Raw genomic sequence first — 23,209 nt, forward strand, 5'->3', positions numbered from 1 at the left:
AGGAGTTTGCCAGTAAGACACAGAAATAGAATATTAAAACTAGTATCCCCGGGGAGGGTCATTTTTGATTACTGGAAAAAGATTTTTAAAAGTATTTTTGATATTTTTATTTCTCTTTTTTTCATTTGGCTGCTCCGGTAACGGTGACGGAGAGAAGTTGGATTATCAAAAAGCATTAAAAGATGATGCTGTTCAAGGACTCAGTGGCGCTATCGCCGAAGATTATACTCAATTGACAATTATCAGGGGTTCACTTTATAAATACAGTATTAATCCGTCTAAACCGCAGTATTTGGGCATCACCATTGGCGCACTGCAGGCGATGGTTTTTCCTACTGAATACGAATATGACCGGCTGACGAAGCTGGAAAGCATATCACCGGCGATGAAAAAAGACATTATTGCTCAGCCTATGTTGAACATAGTGATGAAAAAAAGGGATGTATTTTCTCACCTATACAGTGATTTGCTGGAACCATTAAACAAGCAGATTGATGAAGGAAAACCGGTAACTCCCCAGCAGATCAAGACTCTAAATGAAACAGTACGAGTCCTGGACCGGATGGTCACAGAATACGCCACTTTAATCAAGCCGGGCCTTGATTTTAACGGCAGAGAAGCAGAAGACGCTTTCCTGAGGCTGCAGGGATACCATAAAGAACTGCAGAAAATCAAGCTCCCACCCTATAACCCCGAAACCCCTTAAAAAAAATAGCCGATTAATTTGATCGGCTCACACTGTCGATAAAGGCCAGGGGAGGTTAAATGTTTTCCGGAGCGGGGCTAAAATCGTCCATCGGTCCGCGACCCGCGGAAGCGGGAGCGGTTATCCGATGGAGATTTCGCCCAGAGCGGAGGAATCATTTAACCTCCCTTTGTCCTACTATGTAACTCTTTGTCTTCAATCTGAGCCGATTAATCTAATCGGCTATTTTTTTATTACACTCAGTATCTGTTCCTTCAGGCCTTCTTCGGTATCAGAACCTTCAATTTGTATATTTGCTTCTATAATGGCGTCAAGGACGGCACGTAAAACGGCTTCTTTTCCCAACAGTACCTGGGTTTTATTATAGCATAAATTGGACATTTCCTTTAACCACTCTACCTGGTCCGTATAAATACTGGCAAACATCTTTACCTTATTCCGGTGCCTGGGCTTAGGGGTGGCAGAAGTCAGGGGTTGGGATGGCTCTTCTGTTTTTTCTGCCTGGTTATCACCGAATTGGCTATCTTTAGATTGTTCCTTTAACGGTACGCTGTCCACTTTTTTTCTTTCCTCACGGGCCAGGTCCCACTGGTCTCTCAGCATTCTTTCCAGCTCAGGTTCGTGTTTAATATCCTTGTTCATTACTGCCCGGCTAAACCATTGAATAGCCTCGTCAAGATAGCCCAGGCGGCGGTTAAGTTCACCGATAATGTACATTAATCTGACATCGCTTAGTCTGGAAGCAAGATTCACTTCTTTTTCAAAAGATTCTTTGTAATGATTTAAAGCTTCTTTTAGCATTTCTTTTTCTTGTTCTTCTTTGCCCAATTCCCTGCAGATCCAGGCTGCCCTTAAATAGAGGCTGGCTTTAAAACCCGGACCCGCCTGCCTTATCTGAGCGGTGCGGATAGCCAGCTCGAATGACCTTAATGCAACAGCCGGAGTCCGTTCGCCGCTAAAATCAGGTTCATTGGTGCGCAGGAGCGCCAACCCCTTTTTTAGCCTTTCCAGTTCGGCCGGGCGAAGTTCGTCGGAAAAGTTTTTATCCGGTGCCGCGTACTGGCAATGGGGACAAACCCAAACGGTATAGTGGACCGGGTTGACATCCCTGTAAATGGTATTGAAGTCCGATTCTCTTTTCATGACATAGCAGGCAGAACTCCTTACCCTGGTAACAGTAAACTTTTTTTCGCATACCGGGCAGGTTTTTACTTGCTCGAAAAATGCGCTGACCACTTTAATTCCTCCTTTTACCAGTACTTACCTAAAATATTCGATTTTTTATGACATTTTCCTTCTTTCAATAATTTTTCGGTGCGAAACAGGAGGAAATATTATTCTTTCGTAGAAAAAGTAAAAATATTTCGCAAATTTGTTGCCTGTGCGTTATACCGGACCCACCAGGACAGTTATAATAAGGAGAGGATAATATGTTTGACCAACAAAAGCTGGAGCAGGCCGTAAAAATGATTTTAGAAGCCATTGGAGAGGATCCTACCCGCGAGGGTCTGGTGGATACCCCCAAAAGGGTGGCCCGGATGTACCAGGAAATATTTTCAGGGCTGGAAGAAGATCCGAAAGATCACCTGAAGGTGTTATTTACCGAGGATCATGAAGAAATGGTATTGGTAAAAGACATCCCCTTCTATTCCATGTGCGAGCACCATCTACTGCCCTTTTTCGGGCGGGCTCATGTAGCTTACATTCCCCGTAGAGGGAAAATTACCGGCCTGTCCAAATTAGCCAGGGCTGTCGAAACTATTGCCAAACGGCCTCAACTTCAGGAAAGGCTGACCTGCGGGATAGCCGAAGCTATTATGGAAAGCCTTAATCCATTAGGTGTCCTTGTAGTTGTGGAAGCTGAGCATATGTGTATGACCATGCGGGGGGTCAAAAAACCTGGTTCCATGACAGTGACCTCCGCTGTGCGCGGTCTGTTTAAGACGCAGGAAGCTACAAGGGCGGAGGCATTTGCATTAATCAGGAGCCAAAAGTAGCATAATGAAATATATCAGGAATAAAATAAACGGAGGGTGACATGGATACGAACAACGAAAACCTTGAAAAGGCCAATCCAAATACTGAGAAAAAAGATAAGGATAAATTGGAATTAATTGCGGCTAAAAGTTTTGGTGAATATGACCAGATGTACAAGGTAATTGATTTTTTGAACAAAACCTTGAAACATAAAAAGGTAATGTTTGGTCTGACCAAGAATACAGAAAAGAAAACTATGACAATATCTATATATGAAGTTTAAAAGAAAATGCTTGGGGTTTCCCCAAGCATTTAGCGTAGAGGTGGTCAAATGAAGATTTTATTGAGTAATGATGACGGCATTAATGCGGCAGGGATTCAGGCCTTGAGAGAAGCCATGGAAACTGTTGGGGAAGTGGTTATTGTTGCCCCCGACCGGCCCAAAAGTGCATCAGGGCATGGCATTACCGTGCATAAACCGTTAAGAGTTGACGAAATAAGGTATTCCAACAGTTCCACCAAAGGATATGCAGTTAACGGGACCCCCTCTGACTGTGTAAAGCTGGCCCTGGAAGGATTGCTTACGAAAAGGCCGGATATCGTGGTTTCCGGTATCAATTTTGGACCAAATCTGGGAACCGATGTTCTTTATTCGGGTACTGTTTCGGCTGCTTTGGAAGGAGTAATCCACGGTATACCTTCCATTGCTGTTTCTTTGGCCAGCTACGAGAAGGAAGATTATACACTGGCGGCCAGAGCAGCTATACAAATTGTGAAAGCGGTTGTCGAGAAGGGTCTGCCTGATGAAACCCTGCTAAATATTAATGTTCCCGCTGTGCCAGAAAAGGAAATTAAGGGCATTACCGTCACCAAGTTGGGAAAAAGGATATACAAAAATACTTTTGAAAAGAGAAAAGACCCCAGGGGACGGGATTATTACTGGATGGCCGGCGAGGCAGTGGACCTGGCCGGAGGTCCGGATACGGATATTAACGCTGTTAAACGTAACGAAATTTCCGTTACACCGATTGTATTTGACATTACCAATTATCAGCTCATAAAGAAGTTGCAGGAATGGAATCTTTCACTGGAAGGGTAGGTATTTGCGCAGGAAAGAGAACCTCCTGATGTCCTGTCTGGTTATTAAACCCGTTAGCAGCAAGATGAAAAAGTAAATCAGAAAACCTAGGATAGCGATGATAACTAGGGAGACGGGTTGCCAAAGGTCCCAGGTTAAGCATAGTTGTCTTAATATGGCCGACACTAAACAAAGGCACAATATCGCTAAACCGCTTTTGGACAGGGTAACGCCTCTGGGTAAATGAAACCTGGACAGGCGTGCCAGGGATATGATGTTTAAGGATGCAGCAGAGACGAAAAACAAGACAAAAGAATAAGCGGTACCTCTGATTGATAAGTTAGGATTGGCGGTCAAAAGCCAGATGCCTGCCAGTTTGAGGACGGAACTGATGATCATGTTTTTTACGGGGACCAGGGGTTTACCCAATCCCTGCAGGATACCTGTTGTTGTCTGTATAATATACAGAAAAGGCGCTCCTAAGCACAGAATTCGAACCAGTCCGGCGACTTCCGGGGCATTAAAAATGTATTGAGTTAATTCTTGGGCAAACAGGTAAAAATACAGACAGAAAGGCAGGGCGGCCAAAAATGTTACCCTGATGGCATCATCTGACCGGCTGCGCAGTAAAGTGAGGTTATTCTTGGCCTCGGCATCGGCAATTGCCGGAACCAGAGATGTAGCCAGGGAGATTGTTAAAAGCGTGGGAATAGAGATCAATGTTAAAGCCACACCGGTAAACTGACCAAAGGTCTTGGTGGCCTCAACGCTTGTAAGACCTGCTGCAGCCAGCCGCCTGGGAATTACAAAAGCATCGACGGAAACAAGTAATGTAGAGATAAACCTGCCTGCGGTAATGGGTGCGCACAAATTAAAAAATTCGTGCAGAATATATTTTGTGCGCAGATAGGCGCCGCTCCCGGACAAACCTCCCCTATGCCGTTTCAGGTACATGACTATTAAGGCGCCGAAACCGAAAAACTCACCGATAATTCCGCTCGCTGCGATGCCGGTTGCGGCCAGTGTTATTCCCCGGGGCAGCAAGTAATAGGCAAGAAGCAGCCCGCTTGTGATGCGGATTACTTGCTCAATGACCTGGGCTGTGGCTGTGGGAGCCATATCATGTAAGCCCTGGAAGTAACCTCTGAACACAGAACTCAGGGATACAATGAATATCCCTGGAATAGTGGCGGCAAAACAAAGGGATACACGGGGGTCGTAAAAGATGTATTTTACCAGGTAAGGGAAAAGGACCAGGGTAACGGTTGTAAAAAAGATGCTGCTGAAGAAAACCAGGAACAAGGCAACACGAAATATTTTTTTGATGGCCCGGAAATTGTTTTGGGCGAGATGCTGAGCTACCATTTTGGAAACGGCCAGGGGGATTCCGGCCGTTGTAATGATTAAAATAAGAATATAAACAGGATAAACCAAGTTGAAAAGGCCTATTCCCTCCGGCCCTATCAAGCGGTAAACTGCCGCCTGAAACACGAACCCCATTAGGCGGTTGATGCCCGCAGCTAAAGCTAATATTAAAGTTCCGATAAAAAAAGACCTGGACCTCATATACTATAATTATGAGAAAACTTCGATTACATTCCCAAGAAAAGGAGAGGCAGCACATGCACCTGGAAGGGAAGAAGACGTCGATACGTACAATAGCCAGGCCAGATTTACCACTTTTGGTGAAATGGAAAAACGACCCGGTAATTGGGGAAATGGTGTGTGGCAATCCAGTCATAACTACACTGGAGCTGGAAGAGAAGCGATTTGAACGCCAGTTGGAAGAATACAGCGTCCTGCGGTTGATAATTGAGAATGAAAAGGGTGTTCCCATCGGTTTTATGTCTGTAACGGAAATCGATAAATTTAACAGGAAAGTAGAATTGGGTATGCTTATCGGAGAAAAAAAATATTGGGGCCAGGGATATGGTACCGACGCTCTTCTTACTGTTATCAATTATTTATTTAACAAGCTGGGCTTTAACCGGGTAGGAGTTGAAGTATTTCGATATAACGAACGGGCCCGCCGCTTCTATGAAAAACTTGGTTTTGTCCAGGAAGGAGTCCAGCGGGAAGGACTTTACAAAAACGGTACATATATTGATATCATCCTAATGGGCTTGCTGAAAAAAGATTTTCTGCAGCGGCGAAAAGAATTGGCGGCGATAGTGGGTATCCCGGCCGGACCAGGGGAAGGGAAAAAGCATGAAAGTCAGAATTAATGCGGAAAAAGGTTTCGACCGGGTCTGCCATGATATATTACGGGCGCTGCTGGGGCCCGTTGAATTTGTGGCGCCTGGTTTTTTAAGCCAGGCTGACCTGGATATAAGTATTACCGCAACATCCGGGCGGAAACTTTTCGCCGGGGCAACGGTAGTAAAAGGCGGGAGCCGGGACATGGAATGTATTAAAGAAGACGTTTTGATTGCCGGGGAAGCTCATAACCAGCTCAAACGCATGGTTAAACAGGCCGTATACAGGTCTGTGCTGAAGGTATGCGGGTTGAAACCCCTACCTTATGGAATCCTTACAGGCATTCGTCCCACGAAAATAGTTCACCGCCTGCTGGATATGGGATGGGACAAAGAGACAATACGAGAACATCTGTTGAAAAGTTATGATATGGACGAAGTCAAAGCTGAGGGTCTTTTAAAAGTGGCGTTAAACAACCGCAAATACATTTTAGGGCCTGAAGAGGCGGAACAAACCGTCAGTCTTTATGTGGGGATTCCTTTTTGCCCCACCAGGTGTGCCTACTGTTCCTTCCCGGCGTACCCGGTAAGTAAATACGCCGGTATGATTGCTCCTTTTGTGGTTGCTTTGAAAAAGGAGATTGCTGGGATTGCCGGCTTTCTGCGGGCGGAAGGCTGGCAGGTGCAGACCATTTATTTAGGAGGCGGAACGCCTACCGCCCTGGAGGAGAAAATACTGTCAGAACTGCTGGAATCCTTGGATAAAGCAATTCCGTTTACAACGGTGCGGGAAATAACCCTTGAAGCCGGACGTCCTGATACGCTGACCAGAGAAAAACTGGCTGTAAGCAGGAAATTGGGGGTTACCAGGTTAAGTATTAACCCCCAGTCCATGAACATCAGGACGTTAAATAACATCGGCCGGCTGCATACGCCCGAAGATATTGAATCTGCCTTTAAAATGGCCAGGCAAGCAGGGTTTAATAATATTAATATGGATATCATCATTGGTTTACCCGGCGAAACAGCGCCTGATGTGGAAAATACTTTACTGAAAATTGAACCCCTGGCGCCGGAAAATCTTACGGTACATACCCTGGCTGTGAAAAGGGCGTCCCAGATTCGGGAGAACAGGGAACGGTACGAATTGCCTGAAGAAACGGAAATAACCAAAATGCTGGCAATTACAGAGGAATATACGGAGAAATGGGGTATGCACCCTTACTACCTTTACAGGCAGAAATATATGGTCGGTCCAACGGAAAACAGGGGATATGCTGTGGAGGGTTATGACTGTATTTATAATATCCAGGTTATCGAGGAAAGACAGACCATTATCGGTTTGGGAGCAGGAGCCGGTTCCAAATTTGTCAACCCTGCCGACTGGACATTGACAAATCTTTATAACCCGAAAGACCCGGAAGCTTATATAAATCGCGTGGATGAACTGCTCGAAAAAAAGATATCCAGGCTTGAACAGGTAAAAAATAAATACCAGGCAAGGGAAGGAAAATGATGGCCATTTGTAGAAAGCTCTATGAAGAAGAAAATTTGTATAAATATGACAAGTCATTTTCAAACTAAGTGGCTGCAATATATTTTTTGTTCATTTTGCATTTAATTGGCGGGTACTTGAATAAGATATTACGGGATATGCAGGTTAAATTTTTACATGGTTTGTGAAAATGAGAACAAATGGCGGGCAAATCCACACAAAGGAGTGTGATTTTATGAGTCTGACTATGCTTGAGGGAAGTACACAGTTGGACCGGGCGAAGCTGGCGAAAGACTTGACTTTTGAGGAATGGATGCGTTTGACCGATGACGAAAAGAGGTACGTTTATAAATCTGTTTGGAACCCCAGGCGGCCGGAAATAGGAGCTGCCACCCGAGAAGAGATTTTAAAAAAGTTCAGGGAGAGTTTACCGGTACCTGATGAAGACATTATAATGTTGCGCTACGACTATTTTGGCGCCTGTGTAGGAGCAATTCATATCGTATTAAAAAACCCGACTCATAAAATTCCGTCCCACTTTGCCTGGCTCCCGGTAAATAAGGGTGTTTTAAAGGGCGACCGGATAAAGTGGCGTTGGAGCCTCTAAGCGGCCAAGGAAATACATACGTGGGTCAGGTTGACAAGCGCTGTATATTTGGATAAAATTTATAATTGAAATTGAATCTGTAAATTAATAAAGAGCAAAGACGATGAACGGGAGAGTAACTGACCTCTTTTTTTCAGGGAGAAGATACCGTGACTGAAAGTATCTTTAAAAAATGTCAGCGAAAAAACACCCGGAAGTCGAATACTGAACATTATTTTAGTAGGTTTTTCCGGTTGACTACCGTTAAAAAGTCTGAGGGGGACAATTAATGCAAATTGTCCAACCAGGGTGGTACCGCGGGGTTTTTAACTCTCGTCCCTGTCAATAAATAGTTATTGTCAGAGACGGGAGTTTAATTTTTGTTATCGGCACATTATTCGGTAAGCGAGGTGTCATAAATGTTAACAACGGGTCCTAAAGGGACAAATGATATTCTGCCCGGGCAGGTGGAAAAATGGCATTTCCTAGAGAAAATTATCAAGGAAATCTGCCGTGAGTATGGATATGCAGAAATCAGAACGCCAATATTTGAACATACGGAATTGTTTTTACGCGGGGTTGGCGATACCACTGACGTAGTGGAAAAGGAAATGTACATCTTTCAGGACAAGGGAAAACGCAGCCTGACCCTGCGTCCGGAAATGACGGCATCGGCCGTGCGGGCTTTTGTGGAACACAAGCTTTATGCCCAGCCGCTGCCCATAAAGGTCTATTATGAGGGACCTATGTTCCGGTATGCCAATGTGCAGGCCGGGCGATACAGGCAGTTTCACCAGTTTGGAGTGGAGGTTTTCGGCAGCGATGACCCGGTGGTTGATGCCGAGGTAATCAGTATGGCCATGGATTTTTACAACCGGTTAGGTTTGCGGGACCTGGAGCTGCATATCAACAGTGTGGGCTGTCCTGTATGCCGACCGAAGCATAGAGAGGAACTGCAGAAATTTTTGGCTGGGAAATTGGACAGGCTTTGTGCTTTATGCCGGTCCAGGTACGACCGCAATCCCATGCGTATTCTTGACTGCAAGGAAGAAGCCTGCCAGTTGGTAAGCGAAGGGGCGCCAACTACTCTGAGCTGTCTTTGCGACGATTGTCGGGAGCATTTTGAAAAAGTAAAAAATTACCTAGATGCCATCGGTATCGAATACATAATTGATGACCGCCTGGTTCGGGGATTGGACTACTACACAAAAACGGCCTTTGAAATTATGGCCGCTGATATTGGGGCCCAAAGTTCCATTGGCGGTGGGGGTCGTTACAACGGCCTGATAGAACAGGTGGGTGGGCCGCCCACGCCCGGTATAGGATTTGCTCTCGGGTTGGAAAGAATCCTGGCCACCATGGAAAGGCAGGGTATCGAAATTCCTGTGGAAAACAGGTGTGACATTTACCTGGCTCCTCTGGGCGAGGAGGCTAAACTGAAGTCTTTCCGGATACTGGATATCCTGCGCAGGAGCGGCCTTGCTGCTGAAATAGATAACCTGAACCGCAGTCTCAAGGCACAAATGAAATTTGCCAACCGACTCAAGGCTAAATATGTGGTTATCCTCGGGGAAAACGAACTGAACCGGGGAATTGCCGCTGTCAGAAACATGGCCGACGGGCAGCAGGAAGAAATAGCCCTTGACGAATTAATAAATTATTTAAAAAAGATAGACTAAAGGTAATTTTGACCAGGAAAAGTGCAAGGAGGAGAAGGAATGACGGCATCGCTGAAAGGATTAAAAAGGACCCATCATTGTGGAGAATTAAGGAAGACCAACATTGGCGAGGAAGTTGTGCTTATGGGCTGGGTACAACGTCGGCGGGACCATGGGGGCCTGATTTTTGTTGACCTGCGTGATCGTTCTGGTTTGGTCCAGGTGGTTTTCAGCCCCGATGTGGATAAGGAAGCCTTTGCCAAGGCAGAGATCATCCGGTCTGAATATGTATTGGCAGTAAGGGGACAGGTGGTGGCGCGGCCGGAAGGAACTGTTAATGAAAACCTGCCTACCGGCGAAATAGATGTTAACTGCCTGGAAGTGCGCATTTTAAATAAAGCCAAGACTCCGCCTTTTTACATCGAAGAAGATGTTGACGTGGATGAAAACCTCAGGCTGAAGTATCGTTACCTGGATTTAAGGCGGCCCGATATGCAGCGGAATATGATTTTAAGGCACAAAACCACCATGGCGATCCGGGAGTTTCTCGACAAGGCCGGTTTCCTGGAAATTGAGACCCCGATGCTTACCAAGAGTACGCCGGAGGGAGCGCGCGATTACCTGGTTCCCAGCCGGGTTAATCCCGGGAAATTTTACGCTTTACCCCAGTCGCCGCAAATATTTAAGCAGATCTTAATGGTGGCGGGCATGGAAAAATATTTCCAAATAGTCCGTTGTTTCCGTGACGAGGACTTACGTGCCGACCGCCAGCCGGAATTTACCCAGGTAGATATGGAGATGTCTTTTGTTGATATAGATGATGTCCTGGCTTTAACAGAAGAAATGCTGGCCCATGCCTTCAGGGCGGCAGGAATAGAGATTATAACGCCCTTTGAGCGTCTAACATACAAAGAAGCTATTGACAGGTATGGTTCAGATAAACCCGACCTGCGGTTTGGTCTGGAACTGAAAGACTTTACCGATATAGTCAAAGACTCTGATTTTAAGGTTTTCGCTTCCGTAGCTGCCGGTGGCGGTCAGGTCAAAGGAATTAATGCCAAGGGCTGTGCCGGGTTCAGCCGCAAAGAAATTGATGACCTGACGCAATTTGTGGGTATATACGGCGCCAAAGGCCTTGCCTATATTGTGGTAACGGAAGACGGACTCAAGTCGCCGATTTTGAAATTTTTTAAAGAAGAAGAAATTAAAGTCATTTTGGAAAGGTTCGAGGCAGAGCCGGGAGACCTGCTTTTCTTTGTTGCCGACAAGCCGTCGATAGTGGCAGATGCCCTGGGTCATCTGAGGGTCGAGCTGGCCAGGAGGCTAAACCTGATTGACGATAAGGTATTTAAATTTGTATGGATTGTTGAATTCCCCCTGCTCGAATATGACGAGGAAGAACGAAGGTATGTGGCCATCCACCATCCCTTTACTTCTCCGATGGATGAAGATATTCCCCTGTTGGATTCCAATCCGTTGGTGGTCAGGGCCAAGGCTTACGATGTGGTCCTCAATGGGGTGGAACTCGGTGGTGGCAGTATCCGGATTCATTCCCGGCAGGTACAGGAAAAAATGTTTACTCTCCTTGGCTTGTCGCCGGAAGAAGCTATTGAAAAATTCGGGTTCATGCTGGAAGCTTTTGAATACGGAACGCCTCCGCATGGCGGTATTGCTTTTGGTCTCGACCGCATGGTTATGCTTATGGCCGGTCGGGATTCTATCAGGGATGTAATCGCATTCCCCAAAACACAAAGCGCTACAGATTTGATGACGCAGGCTCCTTCGGAGGTTACGGCAAAACAGTTAAGAGAACTACATATCAAACTTAATGTGGTGGCCCCAAAATAGTCTGTGGTTCCCTGAATTAACAGTGCAATTCGGTGGAATAATCGGCGAGCCCTAGAGAAATAATATATATAGACCATAAAATAGCATTTATTGGCTCTTGATAAGGGCAAAACATGTATGATATATTAATAGTGTAATCGAATATATCCAAATTGTAGCAACACCCTACTATGTTCGTGAAAGCCGATTAGTATTGAGCCAACACCAATACTAAGGGAGCCTGACTCTGTCTGTGGCTTGTATGCCTCCTTCGAGTGGACACAAAAAGCAGGCAGGAGGGCACCCACCTGTGAGAGACAGGTTCAATTTACAGCGGCTCACGACATGTGTGGGGTTATTTTATTGCGCTTCATTCCAATACAACCGGAGGATACAGATGTTACACAGGTTTTCAAGAACGGAACTGCTTATTGGCCAGGAGGGTTTGGACAGGCTTGCTGCAAGCAAGGTGGCCGTCTTCGGGGTAGGCGGGGTAGGCTCCTACACCGCTGAGGCTTTGGCCAGGGCCGGCATTGGCCACCTGGTGCTGGTTGACCATGATGATGTATGTCTTACCAATATCAACAGGCAATTGCATGCCCTACAGTCAACGGTGGGTAAGCCCAAGGTGGAATTAATGAAAGAACGGGTTCAGGATATTAATCCCAGGATTCAGGTGGATGCTATCAGGGAGTTTTATACTCCTGAAAATGGCGGGCAATTCTTTGCCCGGGGCCTCGATTATGTAGTTGATGCGATTGACAACGTAACGGGGAAGCTGGATCTGATAGAACGTTCACTAAAGGCGGGAGTGCCGGTTATATCGGCTATGGGGGCGGGTAATAAACTGGATCCCACCCGTTTTCGGGTGGCGGATATTTCGGAAACTTCAGTGGATCCCCTGGCCAGAGTAATCCGCAAGGAATTGAGACAGCGGGGTATAACTGGGGGGGTAAAAGTGGTTTATTCTGAGGAACCGCCGCTTACGCCCCGGGCTACGGAAATTGATTGCAAAACCGCCTGTATATGTACGAATAAAGAAACGGCCAACTGTACCTTGCGGCGGCAGATTCCGGGCAGCATTTCATTTGTACCTTCTGTAGCCGGCCTTATCATAGCCGGGGAAGTTGTCAGGGATTTGCTCGGGATGCAAAGAGTATGACTGTCAGGGAGTACGCAGGCAGAAAGTGCCAACAAACGTTGACAAACAAAGACTAAGCTATTATAATAAAGTTACCTGCATACCCTGTAGGGGTAGGTGGATATTGGAGGAGGATTTCCAGATGCAGAACCTTGATGTTAAAGACCAGTTGGAAAAACGCTTGAAAAGAGTCGAGGGACAGGTCAAAGGAATCAGGAAAATGATTCAGGAAGGCAAAAACTGCCAGGATATCCTGACTCAGGTGGCTGCCGCCAGGGCTGCGCTGAAAATGGTCGGTAACCTGATTCTAAATCATTATGCCGTTGAATGTATGTCCAAGTCAATGCAGTCTGACGATATGGAAAGTAAATTGGAAGAACTTCAAAAACTGGTTAAGATTTTAACCAGGTTTGCTGAATAAATAACAAAACCAGAAAGGAGTGTTTATCATGGCCGGTGATAAGGTACTTACTTTAACTGACGCTAATTTTGGCGAACAGGTGGAAAATTACGAAGGCGTTGTATTGGTGGATTTCTGGGCATCCTGGTGCGGGCCCTGCCGCATGATTGCTCCCGTTATCGACGAACTTGCCGTAGAGTATGACGGTAAGATGAAGATTGGTAAGGTCAACGTCGATGAAAACCGGGCTACTGCTGCCAAATACGGTGTTATGAGTATCCCTACTTTACTGGTATTTAAGGGAGGCAAAGAAGTTGACCGTTTGGTCGGTTTCAGGCCCAAGGAAGACCTGAAAAAAGAACTGGATAAATATGTTTAAACAGAGAGCCGGGTGTAAAAAGCCCGGCTCTTTGTTTAAATTGGGGGAAATTGGGTTAACCTTTAGAAGATTGACGAAATACGAATTTTTTTTTGGATAAACATTGGTTGACACCAATGTCAGGGTAATCCTATAATCTAAATAAGAATGATTCTGATTGGGGGATGATGAAACCTTGATATATCAGCGAATTTTGGAAGAACTGACTACTCACAACTGCAAAATCACTCCCCAGCGCAAAGAAATAATTAAGACCCTTATTCAGGCAAAGGCTCCCTTGAGCGCAAAACAAATTTTTGACCGGCTGAGGACAAGAAATCCGAAGATGAGCTTTGATACCGTTTATAGAAACCTGGCTATTTTAAAGGAACTGCAGGTGGTCCGTCAGTTAGATTTTCACGATGGAAAAAGCCGCTTTGAAATAGACCGCGGTCCGAAACATCACCATTATTTGGTCTGCCTCAAATGCGGCGGTGCCTGGAAAATTGACGGTTGTCCCATGGAAAATCTGAATATAAATAATATACCAACTGATTTTAAGGTAACAAACCACCGGTTTGAATTGTTCGGTTACTGCAAAGATTGCCGCAGTTGAAAAAGGACGGTGCTACGATTACTAAAAAGTTATTAAGGCGGGATAAGTATGTTTGATCTTTTTGTGGATGCGTTGGTTGATACGGCGAAAATGCTGCCGTGGCTGTTTGTTTTTTATATGGCAATTGAATTTATAGAATTTAAATTCGGCGGCAAAATCAGGGAAAAAATCAAGACAGCCGGAAAAGCGGGACCCCTGGTGGGAGCAGCCTTAGGATCGGTACCGCAATGCGGTTTTTCTGTTATTTCAACGGCTCTTTATACGCAAAGGCTTATTACAACAGGGACTTTACTTGCTGTTTACCTGTCTACGTCCGACGAAGCAATACCGATTATTTTGGCCCAGCCGGACAAAGTGGGAGTACTGTTACCTTTATTAACGGTTAAAATTATCATCGGAGTGGTGGCCGGATACAGTATTGATTTGGTAGGCGGTCGTTTGAGCAATGCCTATATGGAAAGTGAAATATGTGCGACTTTAGAAGACGGCCATTTACCTGGGGAGGACAGTGATGAGAAGGGCTGTTGCGGCCACAGTTGCGGTGCTGAAAAACCTCCCTTCAGGGAAATCATAATACACCCTCTGGTTCATACCCTGAAAATATTTGTGTTTCTGTTCGGTGTGACTTTACTGCTGAATTTCCTGATTTTTAAAATCGGGGAAGAAAACCTGCACGGCCTGCTCCTGGGGAATAGTATCTGGCAGCCGGTAATTGTCGCTTTGGTAGGTTTGATTCCCAACTGTGCTGCATCCCTGGCTGTGACACAGATATTTTTAAGCGGCGGTATAGGATTTGGCGCTGCGGTGGCTGGACTGTCCGCCAGCGCCGGATTGGGTATTTTGGTTCTTGTCAAAGAAAATAGGAATTTGAAGGATACCCTGCGGATAATCGGTATCCTTTACGCCGCCAGCGTTATTTCGGGAATAGTTATTCAGTATTTTTATAAGTAGGAGCATCACACCGGCAAAGCCATAGCTCTGCCGGTGTTTTTAAATTGGCGTACAGTTTATTTCAACCCAAGGGCCCATCCTTTGAGGGCTTTACGGTCGTTGGCGCCTTCTTTTGTTTTCGGTATGCCGGGAACTACTTCAAATTCCCGCGGGGCAGCGTGAGCGGCGAGGCCTTTCTTGACGTAGTTGCGCAGTTCTTCGGATAAATCGGGGTTCCATTCGTAGCCCTCGTTTAACACAATATAAGCCTTGACAATTTCTCCCCGCAGGGCGTCGGGTTTGCCTGCCACGCCGGCATCTTTCACGGCCGGGTGTTCGCGAAGTTTGTTTTCCACTTCCGACGGGCCCACCCGTTCACCGGCGGTGTTGATGACACCGTCCACCCGCCCCTGGAAAAAGAAGTAGCCGTCTTCGTCCCTGTAAGCGGAATCGCCGGAAATGAACCAGGGCTGAAACTTAAAATATTCTTTGTATTTTTCCTCACTGCCCCAGATGCCCCGCAACATAGAAGGCCAGCCGGCCTTAAGGGCCAGGTTGCCGATTTTGTTTGGTGGCAATTCGTTGCCCTCATCGTCGACAATGGCGGCGGTTATGCCCGGAAATGGCTTACCTATGGAACCCAGTTTAATGGGCAGGCAGCGGTAGTTGCAGATCATGTTCATGCCTGTTTCGCTCATCCACCAGGTATCGTAAATGGGGATGCCCAGCTTGGCCATGCTCCATTCCATAACTTCCGGAGTCAAGGGCTCACCAACACTTAAAATGTGCCGCAGTTTGGAGAGATCGTATTTCTCCAGTAGTTCGTCTCCGCCGGAGATGATCATACGGAAAGCGGTAGGCGCGCTGTACCAAACGGTGACGCCGTACTTTTCCAGGGTTTCGCACCAGTCTTCGGCTTTAAACCGCCCGCCTTTTATAACGATAGGTAGGCCAAACATCCAGGGGGTTAAGAAACCGTAAACTATCCCCGTTATCCAGCCGGGGTCGGCGGTACACCAGTAAACATCGTCCGGTTGCAGGTCATGCACCCATTTGCCGGTTATGTAGTGGCCGACCATGCCATTATGGACGTGAATGACGCCTTTGGCTTTGCCGTCAGCTCCTGAAGCATACATGACCAGCATGGGCGTTTCCCTGTCCACCCAGACCATAGCTTCTGTATCAGGCGCTGCCTGCATTTCCTGATGCCAGTCGATCTCAGTGGCGCTGACATTGCCGCCTTTTTCATTGTCAACTACAAAGACATGTTTTAAGGCCGGCAGGTGTTGTAAAGGCAGGCGGCTTTTCAGGTCCGGTGAAGTTACTACAGCGACAGCTTCGCAATCGCCGAGTCTGTCTTTTAATGCTTCTTCCATAAAGGCTTCAAACAGGGGAACCACAATGGCGCCGATTTTCAAAATGCCCAGAAAACTGATGTAAAGCTCGGGGCTCCGGGGTAGGAACATACCTACCCGGTCACCTTTTTTTACGCCAAATTTTTTTAAGACATTGGCAAATTTATCTGATAATTTTTTTAGTTGGCCGAAAGTATATTCTTCTACGCGCGGCCCGTTGGTATAGTAAAGGGCTGTTTTGTCTGCCAATCCTTTTTCCGTCACATTGCGGTCAAGAGCCTCGTATGCTATGTTAATGCGCCCCGTTTCAAACCAACTGAATTCTTTTTCCACGGAGGCAAAGTCAAAGTTTTTGTATACTTTTTCATAGTTGTCCAGGTTATGCGGCCCCGGTAGAGCCTGAATTAAATTTCCGTCCAAGAAAGATCCCTTCCCTCAATTGATTTTGGCAATAGACAAAAGTGGCGGCCTTATAAATTTGTCACCTCCTCATAGGCCGGTAGTTAATTGTAATATGTCTATATATTTTGACATTTCTGCATTTAAATTGTAAATCCTTCCAAATTGCATGATTTAGACCATGAAAAATTTAGCAGGGTTTTGGTTTGCGGCAGCGAAAAAAGTAGATACTTAAAAATTAAGGGACAAATAATACTGACAGTGGTGATACAGATGGACCTTTTCGAACTAAACCGGCAGAATCAGTTAAAAAAAGAAGCCCCTTTGGCCGTGCGTATGCGGCCCCGTACTTTGGATGAGTTTGTGGGACAGGAACAGATAGTTGGTCCCGGCAAGCTTTTGCGCCGAGCAATCGAGGCGGACCAGTTGAGTTCGGTGATTTTTTACGGGCCGCCGGGAACGGGAAAAACTACGCTGGCGAAAGTCATTGCCAATACAACCAAGGCCTTTTTTGTCCAGGTAAATGCCGTAACTTCCGGCGTAGCCGAATTAAGGGAAGTTATTCAAAATGCCAAAGAACGATTGGGCATGTACGGTCAAAGAACTATCCTTTTTATTGATGAGATACACCGTTTCAATAAATCACAGCAGGATGCTTTGCTCCCTTATGTGGAGGACGGGACTATTATTTTGATAGGTGCCACTACAGAAAACCCTTACTTTGAAGTTAACGCGCCTCTGCGTTCCCGCTCCAGGATATTTAAATTTGAAAGCCTGTCCAATGATGATATTCGTAAATTGCTTTGGCGAGCCTTGCAGGATAAAGAAGCAGGTTTAGGCAATTACAAAGTTGATCTGACGGAAGAAGCCCTGGAACACTTGGTAGACATTTCCTCCGGTGATGCGCGGACAGCATTAAATGCCCTGGAACTGGCCGTATTGACTACGGCTCCCGATGAAAAGGGCGTGCGCAAAATTACTCTGGAAGTGGCGGAAGAATCTATCCAGAAACGGGCGGTGCTTTATGATAAATCGGGCGATTATCATTACGATGTTATTTCGGCTTTTATCAAAAGTATCCGGGGTTCTGACCCCGATGCCGCTTTGTACTGGTATGCCAGGATGACTCATGCCGGCGAAGACCAGCGTTTTATTGTGCGCAGGCTGATTGTCCATGCCTCGGAGGATATCGGCATGGCCGATCCGCAGGCTATGCTGATGGCTCATGCGGCCTGGAATGCTTTGGAAACTGTGGGTATGCCGGAAGCAAGGATTCCGATAGCCCAGTGTATCATCTACCTGGCTACCGCCCCCAAGTCCAACAGCGTTATATGCGCCGTTGACAAAGCTTTGGCTGATGCGGAAAAAGAACGGGCCGGGGAGGTGCCGCCGCACTTAAGGGATACCCATTATAAAGGCGCCAGGGAATTGGGGCACAAGGGATATTTGTATCCTCATGATTATCCCGGACATTATGTTGACCAGCAGTACATGCCCGATAACCTGGTGGGCAGACAATATTACCATCCGTCAGACCAGGGGCTGGAGGTAGAAATAAAAGGAAGGCTTTGGAGATTAAAAGGAGGCATCACTCACCCTGAAAAGGGGTAACCTACTTTTCAGGAGGTGATGACAGATGCCACAACAACAGCATATTCACTGTACTGTGAATACTTGCCATTACTGGGCTTCAGGGAACAAGTGCGATGCCAGTGAGATAGTGGTGGTTTCCGATGCCTTTGCTGCTGCAACGCCAGACAGGGTTGATGCCACCCAGGCCGTAAATTTGGACCAGACGCCAACGGGCAATTGTATGGAGACCTGTTGTAAAACCTTTGTCAGAAAGGGTTCCGGTGACGAACGGCTGGACGGCATTTATAAACAAAGTTAAAGGCATTTTGCTGATGTCCGCCGATTAATGGCCAAGAAGTTTGTAGAAACAGGGGAGGTTAAATGGTTTTGGACAACATTTAACCTCCCCAGATTTATCCTAACGACTTTTGTCAACAGCATGAGACATCTTGACGATGTCTTTGGATAAGAAAAAGCGTAGATGACCAAAATAAGATTGAACAATTATAAAAAATCTTAGTATTTTAGTTGGAATTTTTCTTGACCAGAAAATAACTGTATGCTAATATATTGCTAAAACCATAACCGAGTGCAACACTAGGAATTAAACGATTAAAAGGGGGAGAGGCCTTGAAAGTTTCTACTAAAGGGCACTATGGGGTGCAAGCAATGTTTGACCTGGCGCAACATTTCGGTGAAGGCCCCGTTTCCCTGAAAAGCATTGCCGAAAGACAGGGGCTTTCGGAGCCTTATTTGGAGCAGTTGATTGCCGTTTTACGTAAGGCCGGTTTGGTAAAAAGTGTAAGGGGTGCGCAGGGCGGCTACATTTTGGCCAGGGAGCCCAGAGATATTAAAGTTGGAGACATAATCAGGGTTTTGGAAGGGCCTATAGCTCCTGTGGAGTGTGTTAGCCAGGATGACCCGGAACACTGCCTGAAATTTGATTTTTGTGTGACGAAAAGTGTTTGGGAAAAGGTAAAAAAAAGTATTGAGGAAGTGTTGGATTCAATCACATTGGCAGATATGCTTAAGGATGCAGAAGAAGCCCAAATGGCTCAGGGTTACATGTATTATATTTAAAGTATTAGACCCAATATTATAGGAGGAGTTGACTACGTTGGAAAAGATTTACCTTGACCACAGTGCAACAACACAAACTGACCCCGAAGTGGCCAAAGTGATGTGTGATTTTATGGTTAATCATTTTGGCAACCCGGCGAGCGTCCATTCCTTTGGGCGGGAAGCAAAGAAACACCTGGAAGATGCCCGGGAACGAGTTGCTAGGTGTATTGGGGCCGAACCCAGCGAGATAATATTTACCAGCGGCGGTACGGAAGCTGACAACTTGGCTATCAGAGGCGCGGCCTATGCCAACAGGAAAAAGGGTAACCATATCATAACTTCAACCATAGAACATCACGCCGTATTGGATACCTGCAAATCACTGGAAAAAGAAGGATTTAAGGTAACCTATATTCCCGTGGATGAACACGGGTTGGTAAATGTCGCTGACGTGGAAAAGGCCATCACCGATGAGACAATTTTGATTACTATTATGCATGCCAATAATGAAATCGGTACCATTCAACCTATTAAGGAAATCGGGGCGTTAGCCAGGGAAAGGGGAATATTGTTTCACTCCGATACCGTACAGACAGTAGGTAAAATACCCGTTAATGTTGATGAATTAAATTTGGATATGCTTTCCGTCTCTGCCCACAAGTTCTATGGACCCAAGGGGGTTGGCTGTTTGTATATGCGCAAAGGCGCCAGGGTTTTACCGATTACCTTTGGCGGTTCCCAGGAGCGTAACAAGCGCCCGGGCACAGTAAATGTTCCGGGAATTGTCGGGTTTGCCCTGGCTATGGAAAAAGCCGTAAATTCCCTGGATGAGCAGATCCCTTACCAGACCAGACTGCGAGACAAGCTCATCAAAGGCATTATGGAGCGGGTAGAGCACGTCAGGCTCAACGGCCACCCGACCAAACGTTTGCCGAACAATGTTAATATGAGTTTTGAATTTGTTGAAGGCGAATCTCTGCTTTTAAGCCTGGATATGAAAGGAATAGCCGCTTCCAGTGGTTCGGCCTGCACTTCCGGTTCTCTTGACCCTTCGCATGTCTTGCTGGCCATAGGACTGCCCCATGAAATAGCTCATGGGTCGGTACGGATGACCCTTGGGAAAGATAATACGGAGGAACAGATAGATTACGTTTTGGAGGTTTTGCCAGAGATTGTGGACCGTCTCAGGGCCATGTCTCCTTTATACCAAAAGAAAAAGGAGTGTTGTCCGAATGTATAATGAAAAAGTAATGGACCATTTTACCAATCCCCGGAACGTGGGAGAAATTGAAGAGGCCAGCGGAATTGGCGAGGTCGGCAACCCTACCTGTGGCGATATTATGCGCATCTCTATAAAAGTAGAGGACAACATAATCAAGGATATAAAATTCAAGACTTTCGGCTGTGGCGCGGCCATCGCCACCAGTAGCATGGTAACGGAAATGGTTAAAGGTAAAACCATTGATGAAGCGCTGGAAATTACCAATAAAGCGGTGGCTGAAGCTTTGGGCGGGTTACCGCCGCAAAAAATGCACTGTTCTAACCTGGCGGCTGACGCCCTACATAAGGCAATTGAAGATTATAAGAACAAAGCGGCCGGTGGCCAGTGACAGGAGGTATTATGCCAAAAAGCAAAGTGGTTGTAGCTATGAGCGGCGGTGTTGACAGTTCTCTCGCCGCTGCTCTTTTACAGGAACAGGGTTATGATGTCATCGGTGTCACCATGCAGATCTGGCCTGCTGAAGAACAGGCCGAGGGCGGCTGCTGCTCCCTGGCGGCTGTTGAAGATGCCCGCAGGGTAGCCGACACTTTGGGAATTCCCTATTATGTGATGAATTTCCGGGATCTGTTCCGGAAAACGGTGATTGCCGATTTCTGTGCTGAGTACATGGCGGGGAGAACGCCTAATCCCTGCATTGTCTGCAACCGTAAAGTCAAATTTGAAGCCTTGTTACAAAAGGCTCTCGCTTTGGGTGCCGAGTACATTGCTACGGGGCATTACGCCCGGCTATCTTATGATGAGGCCCGGCGCCGTTACCTGATGAGGCGTGCCCTGGACAGAGGTAAAGACCAGACCTATGCCTTGTATAACCTCACCCAGTACCAGTTGAAACATACCCTTATGCCTTTGGGAAATTATACAAAAGCCGAGGCCAGGGAGATGGCGGCTAAATTAGGTCTTAGAGTTGCCAATAAACCTGATAGTCAGGAGATATGTTTCGTTACTGATAACAACTACCGCCGGTTCCTGGAAGAAAACGTTGACCAGGAAATTAAACCCGGACCCTTTTTGGACCTGGAAGGTAACGTACTGGGCCGACATGAGGGCATTCCTTTTTATACAATAGGACAGCGCAAGGGATTGGGCATTGCCCTGGGGAAGCCCATGTACGTGGTAGATATTGACCCCGAACGCAATGCGGTAATTTTGGGCAGTAATGAGGATGTCTTCGCCCGGGGATTAATCTCAACGGACAATAACTTTATTTATATTCCAGAATTGAAGGACCCCATGGAAGTAGAGGTGAAAATACGGTACAGCGCCCAGCCGGCCAAAGCCATAATTTATCCTCACGACGATGGGGTGAGGGTAGAATTTGAAAAACCCCAACGGGCCGTGACACCGGGTCAGGCAGCCGTTTTTTATAAGGATGACTACGTTGTCGGCGGTGGCACCATCAAGCAGCGAATCAGCTAGGGTGCCAAAAACATGCGCTTTTATAAGCGCATGTTTTGTTTTCTACAGGGCCATACTAACACTGAAGGATGGTGGCAGAACATTATGGGAGTATTGGCTGAATTGGCTATGGGGCTGGGATTGGCCGGTGCGGCTGGTATTCGAGCCAGGTACCCGCTGTTGTTTTTGGGCCTGCTGACTCGTTATACCGATAAGGTATTTTTGAGAGAACCTATAAGTTTTTTAGGCAGTTGGTTTATCTTATTATTGGCGGTCACGGCATTAATCTTGGACTTTTATGCTGCCATGTTTTCTGAAGGCGCTGTTGGCTATGAAGGGATAAAAGTTGTTATCAGAGTGTTGGCCGGCGCAATAGTTTTTGCGGGTCTTGTCAATTTTTTTTCCCTGTTTATCGGTTTTCTTTTTGGCGGAGCCGTGGCCTTGGTTTCTTATTTGGCAGTTATGAAAGTAATTCCAACAGTACTCAAAGTAGGCGATACACAAAAAACCGAAACATTTATGGACCTGCTGGCTTTGGCGGCCACTGTGCTATTAATTATCTTCCCGTTTATAGCTTATGTTGTTTGGACATTGTTAATCCTACTGCTGTTCAGAAGCCGGATAAACGTACCGGCCGACCAGAGGAGGGTCCGTAACTTGCGATTATGGAAAAATTAAGAAAAGGCCGTGAATTAATAGGGCTTTCTGTAGTTGAATTAAATTCGGGAAAAAACCTGGGTGAAGTAAAAGACATTTTATACAGTCCTATTGAAAATAAAGTTATGGCCTTCTTGATAGCTGATAACGGCTGGTTCTGGGGAGCCAAAGTTCTCCCCTACGAAGAGGCCCTTTATATTGGGCGGGATATGGTGATGGTCAGTGATGCCGGCAAAATTCATAATACCAAATACCATTCTGATTATAACAAGATGTATCAGGATAGAATAGACATAAGGGGTTGTCAGTTAATATCGGGCGCCGGGGAAATAATGGGTACCATTCAGGATATAATTATAAACCCTGCGGGAAGGATTACCGGTTACGAACTTTCCAACGGAGTAATTGACGATATCCTGAAGGGCAGAAAAGTCTTGGCGGTTCCTGATAATATGGTTATTTCCGATGATGTGGTGATCGTCACCGCCGGCACTAATGTAAAAAATAGTATTTAGTCTCG

General features: G+C 46.3%; 25 protein-coding genes, 1 other RNA gene and 1 other annotated feature. Of the genes, 23 read left to right on the forward strand and 3 right to left on the reverse strand.

What is annotated here, in order from left to right; genetic code table 11:
- The first annotated feature begins 64 nt into the window (after positions 1–64).
- Positions 65–706 carry a hypothetical protein gene (locus ACSNJE_RS01780; protein ID WP_013120792.1) on the forward strand — a complete coding sequence of 214 codons (642 nt, stop codon included), beginning with the start codon at positions 65–67 and terminating at the stop codon, positions 704–706.
- Between the two features lie 222 nt (positions 707–928).
- Here the strand turns inward: ACSNJE_RS01780 and ACSNJE_RS01785 are convergent, their stop codons facing one another.
- Entirely contained in the window at positions 929–1,942 is a 1,014-nt protein-coding gene (locus ACSNJE_RS01785; RefSeq protein ID WP_495251856.1) for a DUF2225 domain-containing protein, read from the reverse strand.
- Positions 1,943–2,136: 194 nt separating this feature from the next.
- Here ACSNJE_RS01785 and folE point away from each other — a divergent pair, with 194 nt between their 5' ends.
- The 3 genes from folE to surE are packed head-to-tail and all read left to right on the forward strand — an operon-like array spanning position 2,137 to position 3,782.
- The gene (gene folE, locus ACSNJE_RS01790; protein ID WP_013120790.1) at positions 2,137–2,703 is read left to right on the forward strand and encodes a GTP cyclohydrolase I FolE; all 567 of its coding nucleotides are present in this window, start codon (positions 2,137–2,139) and stop codon (positions 2,701–2,703) included.
- 41 nt (positions 2,704–2,744) lie between these two features.
- Positions 2,745–2,966 (forward strand): YpmA family protein, encoded by a 222-nt coding sequence (locus ACSNJE_RS01795; protein ID WP_013120789.1) that lies wholly within the window; start codon positions 2,745–2,747, stop codon positions 2,964–2,966.
- Positions 2,967–3,014: 48 nt separating this feature from the next.
- Positions 3,015–3,782, forward strand: coding sequence for a 5'/3'-nucleotidase SurE (gene surE / locus ACSNJE_RS01800; RefSeq protein ID WP_474773254.1), 768 nt, complete (start codon positions 3,015–3,017; stop codon positions 3,780–3,782).
- Here surE and spoVB read toward each other — a convergent pair.
- Positions 3,768–5,327, reverse strand: a complete 1,560-nt coding sequence (spoVB, locus tag ACSNJE_RS01805; RefSeq protein ID WP_474773253.1) for a stage V sporulation protein B — start codon at positions 5,325–5,327, stop codon at positions 3,768–3,770. The two genes, surE and spoVB, sit on opposite strands and share 15 nt — an antisense overlap.
- Positions 5,328–5,383: 56 nt before the next feature.
- On the opposite strand from spoVB, the gene ACSNJE_RS01810 reads away from it, so the two are divergent.
- The 11 genes from ACSNJE_RS01810 to ACSNJE_RS01860 all read left to right on the forward strand — a co-directional run bounded on the left by ACSNJE_RS01810 (position 5,384) and on the right by ACSNJE_RS01860 (position 14,988).
- Positions 5,384–5,986 carry a GNAT family N-acetyltransferase gene (locus ACSNJE_RS01810; RefSeq protein WP_474773252.1) on the forward strand — a complete coding sequence of 201 codons (603 nt, stop codon included), beginning with the start codon at positions 5,384–5,386 and terminating at the stop codon, positions 5,984–5,986.
- Positions 5,970–7,472, forward strand: coding sequence for a coproporphyrinogen dehydrogenase HemZ (gene hemZ / locus ACSNJE_RS01815; RefSeq protein ID WP_495251857.1), 1,503 nt, complete (start codon positions 5,970–5,972; stop codon positions 7,470–7,472). Before ACSNJE_RS01810 ends, hemZ begins: the two co-directional genes overlap by 17 nt.
- 214 nt (positions 7,473–7,686) lie before the next feature.
- Positions 7,687–8,058 carry a hypothetical protein gene (locus ACSNJE_RS01820; protein WP_013120784.1) on the forward strand — a complete coding sequence of 124 codons (372 nt, stop codon included), beginning with the start codon at positions 7,687–7,689 and terminating at the stop codon, positions 8,056–8,058.
- Between the two features lie 94 nt (positions 8,059–8,152).
- Positions 8,153–8,381: a binding site (T-box leader), on the forward strand.
- A gap of 75 nt (positions 8,382–8,456) precedes the next feature.
- Positions 8,457–9,716 (forward strand): histidine--tRNA ligase, encoded by a 1,260-nt coding sequence (gene hisS / locus ACSNJE_RS01825; RefSeq protein WP_495251858.1) that lies wholly within the window; start codon positions 8,457–8,459, stop codon positions 9,714–9,716.
- Positions 9,717–9,755: 39 nt separating this feature from the next.
- Entirely contained in the window at positions 9,756–11,543 is a 1,788-nt protein-coding gene (gene aspS, locus ACSNJE_RS01830; RefSeq protein ID WP_495251859.1) for an aspartate--tRNA ligase, read from the forward strand.
- A 159-nt stretch (positions 11,544–11,702) separates the two neighbouring features.
- A non-coding RNA gene (gene ssrS / locus ACSNJE_RS01835) (6S RNA) lies at positions 11,703–11,882 on the forward strand.
- A 37-nt stretch (positions 11,883–11,919) separates the two neighbouring features.
- Positions 11,920–12,684 (forward strand): tRNA threonylcarbamoyladenosine dehydratase, encoded by a 765-nt coding sequence (locus ACSNJE_RS01840; RefSeq protein WP_052217195.1) that lies wholly within the window; start codon positions 11,920–11,922, stop codon positions 12,682–12,684.
- 121 nt (positions 12,685–12,805) lie between these two features.
- Positions 12,806–13,084, forward strand: a complete 279-nt coding sequence (locus ACSNJE_RS01845) for a metal-sensitive transcriptional regulator (protein WP_013120780.1) — start codon at positions 12,806–12,808, stop codon at positions 13,082–13,084.
- 28 nt (positions 13,085–13,112) lie between these two features.
- A complete protein-coding gene (gene trxA, locus ACSNJE_RS01850; protein WP_013120779.1) occupies positions 13,113–13,442 on the forward strand; it encodes a thioredoxin in 330 nt (109 codons plus the stop codon).
- A 175-nt stretch (positions 13,443–13,617) separates the two neighbouring features.
- A complete protein-coding gene (locus tag ACSNJE_RS01855) occupies positions 13,618–14,037 on the forward strand; it encodes a Fur family transcriptional regulator (RefSeq protein WP_474773247.1) in 420 nt (139 codons plus the stop codon).
- Positions 14,038–14,085: 48 nt separating this feature from the next.
- Complete coding sequence (locus ACSNJE_RS01860) at positions 14,086–14,988, forward strand: putative manganese transporter (protein ID WP_495251860.1); 903 nt, start codon at positions 14,086–14,088, stop codon at positions 14,986–14,988.
- A 56-nt stretch (positions 14,989–15,044) separates the two neighbouring features.
- Here the strand turns inward: ACSNJE_RS01860 and acsA are convergent, their stop codons facing one another.
- Entirely contained in the window at positions 15,045–16,742 is a 1,698-nt protein-coding gene (gene acsA / locus ACSNJE_RS01865; protein ID WP_495251861.1) for an acetate--CoA ligase, read from the reverse strand.
- A gap of 252 nt (positions 16,743–16,994) precedes the next feature.
- Here acsA and ACSNJE_RS01870 point away from each other — a divergent pair, with 252 nt between their 5' ends.
- From ACSNJE_RS01870 to ACSNJE_RS01905, 8 genes are all read left to right on the forward strand, one after another.
- A complete protein-coding gene (locus ACSNJE_RS01870; RefSeq protein ID WP_013120775.1) occupies positions 16,995–18,332 on the forward strand; it encodes an AAA family ATPase in 1,338 nt (445 codons plus the stop codon).
- Positions 18,333–18,357: 25 nt separating this feature from the next.
- Positions 18,358–18,612 (forward strand): DUF1540 domain-containing protein, encoded by a 255-nt coding sequence (locus tag ACSNJE_RS01875; RefSeq protein ID WP_013120774.1) that lies wholly within the window; start codon positions 18,358–18,360, stop codon positions 18,610–18,612.
- Between the two features lie 311 nt (positions 18,613–18,923).
- Positions 18,924–19,373, forward strand: coding sequence for an RrF2 family transcriptional regulator (locus tag ACSNJE_RS01880; protein ID WP_013120773.1), 450 nt, complete (start codon positions 18,924–18,926; stop codon positions 19,371–19,373).
- A gap of 37 nt (positions 19,374–19,410) precedes the next feature.
- The gene (gene nifS / locus ACSNJE_RS01885) at positions 19,411–20,595 is read left to right on the forward strand and encodes a cysteine desulfurase NifS (RefSeq protein ID WP_052217188.1); all 1,185 of its coding nucleotides are present in this window, start codon (positions 19,411–19,413) and stop codon (positions 20,593–20,595) included.
- On the forward strand, positions 20,588–20,965 hold the full coding sequence (gene nifU, locus ACSNJE_RS01890) for a Fe-S cluster assembly scaffold protein NifU (protein ID WP_013120771.1): 378 nt from the start codon (positions 20,588–20,590) through the stop codon (positions 20,963–20,965). The genes nifS and nifU overlap by 8 nt, the downstream gene beginning before the upstream one ends.
- An 11-nt stretch (positions 20,966–20,976) precedes the next feature.
- Positions 20,977–22,053 (forward strand): tRNA 2-thiouridine(34) synthase MnmA, encoded by a 1,077-nt coding sequence (gene mnmA / locus ACSNJE_RS01895; protein WP_013120770.1) that lies wholly within the window; start codon positions 20,977–20,979, stop codon positions 22,051–22,053.
- Positions 22,054–22,065: 12 nt separating this feature from the next.
- Positions 22,066–22,710, forward strand: a complete 645-nt coding sequence (locus tag ACSNJE_RS01900; protein ID WP_474773246.1) for a DUF4126 domain-containing protein — start codon at positions 22,066–22,068, stop codon at positions 22,708–22,710.
- Positions 22,698–23,204 carry a PRC-barrel domain-containing protein gene (locus tag ACSNJE_RS01905; RefSeq protein WP_013120768.1) on the forward strand — a complete coding sequence of 169 codons (507 nt, stop codon included), beginning with the start codon at positions 22,698–22,700 and terminating at the stop codon, positions 23,202–23,204. Before ACSNJE_RS01900 ends, ACSNJE_RS01905 begins: the two co-directional genes overlap by 13 nt.
- Positions 23,205–23,209 lie beyond the last annotated feature (5 nt).

This window comes from Thermincola sp. GK-1 (genome assembly GCF_059412445.1).

Bases quoted from the DNA above. Each gene is read 5' to 3' on its own strand.
- mnmA (WP_013120770.1), top strand. From the start codon at position 20,977: ATGCCAAAAAGCAAAGTGGTTGTAGCTATGAGCGGCGGTGTTGACAGT.
- ACSNJE_RS01860 (WP_495251860.1), top strand. From the start codon at position 14,086: ATGTTTGATCTTTTTGTGGATGCGTTGGTTGATACGGCGAAAATGCTG.
- spoVB (WP_474773253.1), bottom strand. From the start codon at position 5,327: ATGAGGTCCAGGTCTTTTTTTATCGGAACTTTAATATTAGCTTTAGCT.
- ACSNJE_RS01810 (WP_474773252.1), top strand. From the start codon at position 5,384: ATGCACCTGGAAGGGAAGAAGACGTCGATACGTACAATAGCCAGGCCA.
- ACSNJE_RS01870 (WP_013120775.1), top strand. From the start codon at position 16,995: ATGGACCTTTTCGAACTAAACCGGCAGAATCAGTTAAAAAAAGAAGCC.
- hemZ (WP_495251857.1), top strand. From the start codon at position 5,970: ATGAAAGTCAGAATTAATGCGGAAAAAGGTTTCGACCGGGTCTGCCAT.
- ACSNJE_RS01900 (WP_474773246.1), top strand. From the start codon at position 22,066: ATGCGCTTTTATAAGCGCATGTTTTGTTTTCTACAGGGCCATACTAAC.
- ACSNJE_RS01905 (WP_013120768.1), top strand. From the start codon at position 22,698: ATGGAAAAATTAAGAAAAGGCCGTGAATTAATAGGGCTTTCTGTAGTT.
- ACSNJE_RS01875 (WP_013120774.1), top strand. From the start codon at position 18,358: ATGCCACAACAACAGCATATTCACTGTACTGTGAATACTTGCCATTAC.
- nifU (WP_013120771.1), top strand. From the start codon at position 20,588: ATGTATAATGAAAAAGTAATGGACCATTTTACCAATCCCCGGAACGTG.
- surE (WP_474773254.1), top strand. From the start codon at position 3,015: ATGAAGATTTTATTGAGTAATGATGACGGCATTAATGCGGCAGGGATT.
- ACSNJE_RS01840 (WP_052217195.1), top strand. From the start codon at position 11,920: ATGTTACACAGGTTTTCAAGAACGGAACTGCTTATTGGCCAGGAGGGT.
- trxA (WP_013120779.1), top strand. From the start codon at position 13,113: ATGGCCGGTGATAAGGTACTTACTTTAACTGACGCTAATTTTGGCGAA.
- hisS (WP_495251858.1), top strand. From the start codon at position 8,457: ATGTTAACAACGGGTCCTAAAGGGACAAATGATATTCTGCCCGGGCAG.
- ACSNJE_RS01845 (WP_013120780.1), top strand. From the start codon at position 12,806: ATGCAGAACCTTGATGTTAAAGACCAGTTGGAAAAACGCTTGAAAAGA.
- ACSNJE_RS01820 (WP_013120784.1), top strand. From the start codon at position 7,687: ATGAGTCTGACTATGCTTGAGGGAAGTACACAGTTGGACCGGGCGAAG.
- ACSNJE_RS01795 (WP_013120789.1), top strand. From the start codon at position 2,745: ATGGATACGAACAACGAAAACCTTGAAAAGGCCAATCCAAATACTGAG.
- folE (WP_013120790.1), top strand. From the start codon at position 2,137: ATGTTTGACCAACAAAAGCTGGAGCAGGCCGTAAAAATGATTTTAGAA.
- aspS (WP_495251859.1), top strand. From the start codon at position 9,756: ATGACGGCATCGCTGAAAGGATTAAAAAGGACCCATCATTGTGGAGAA.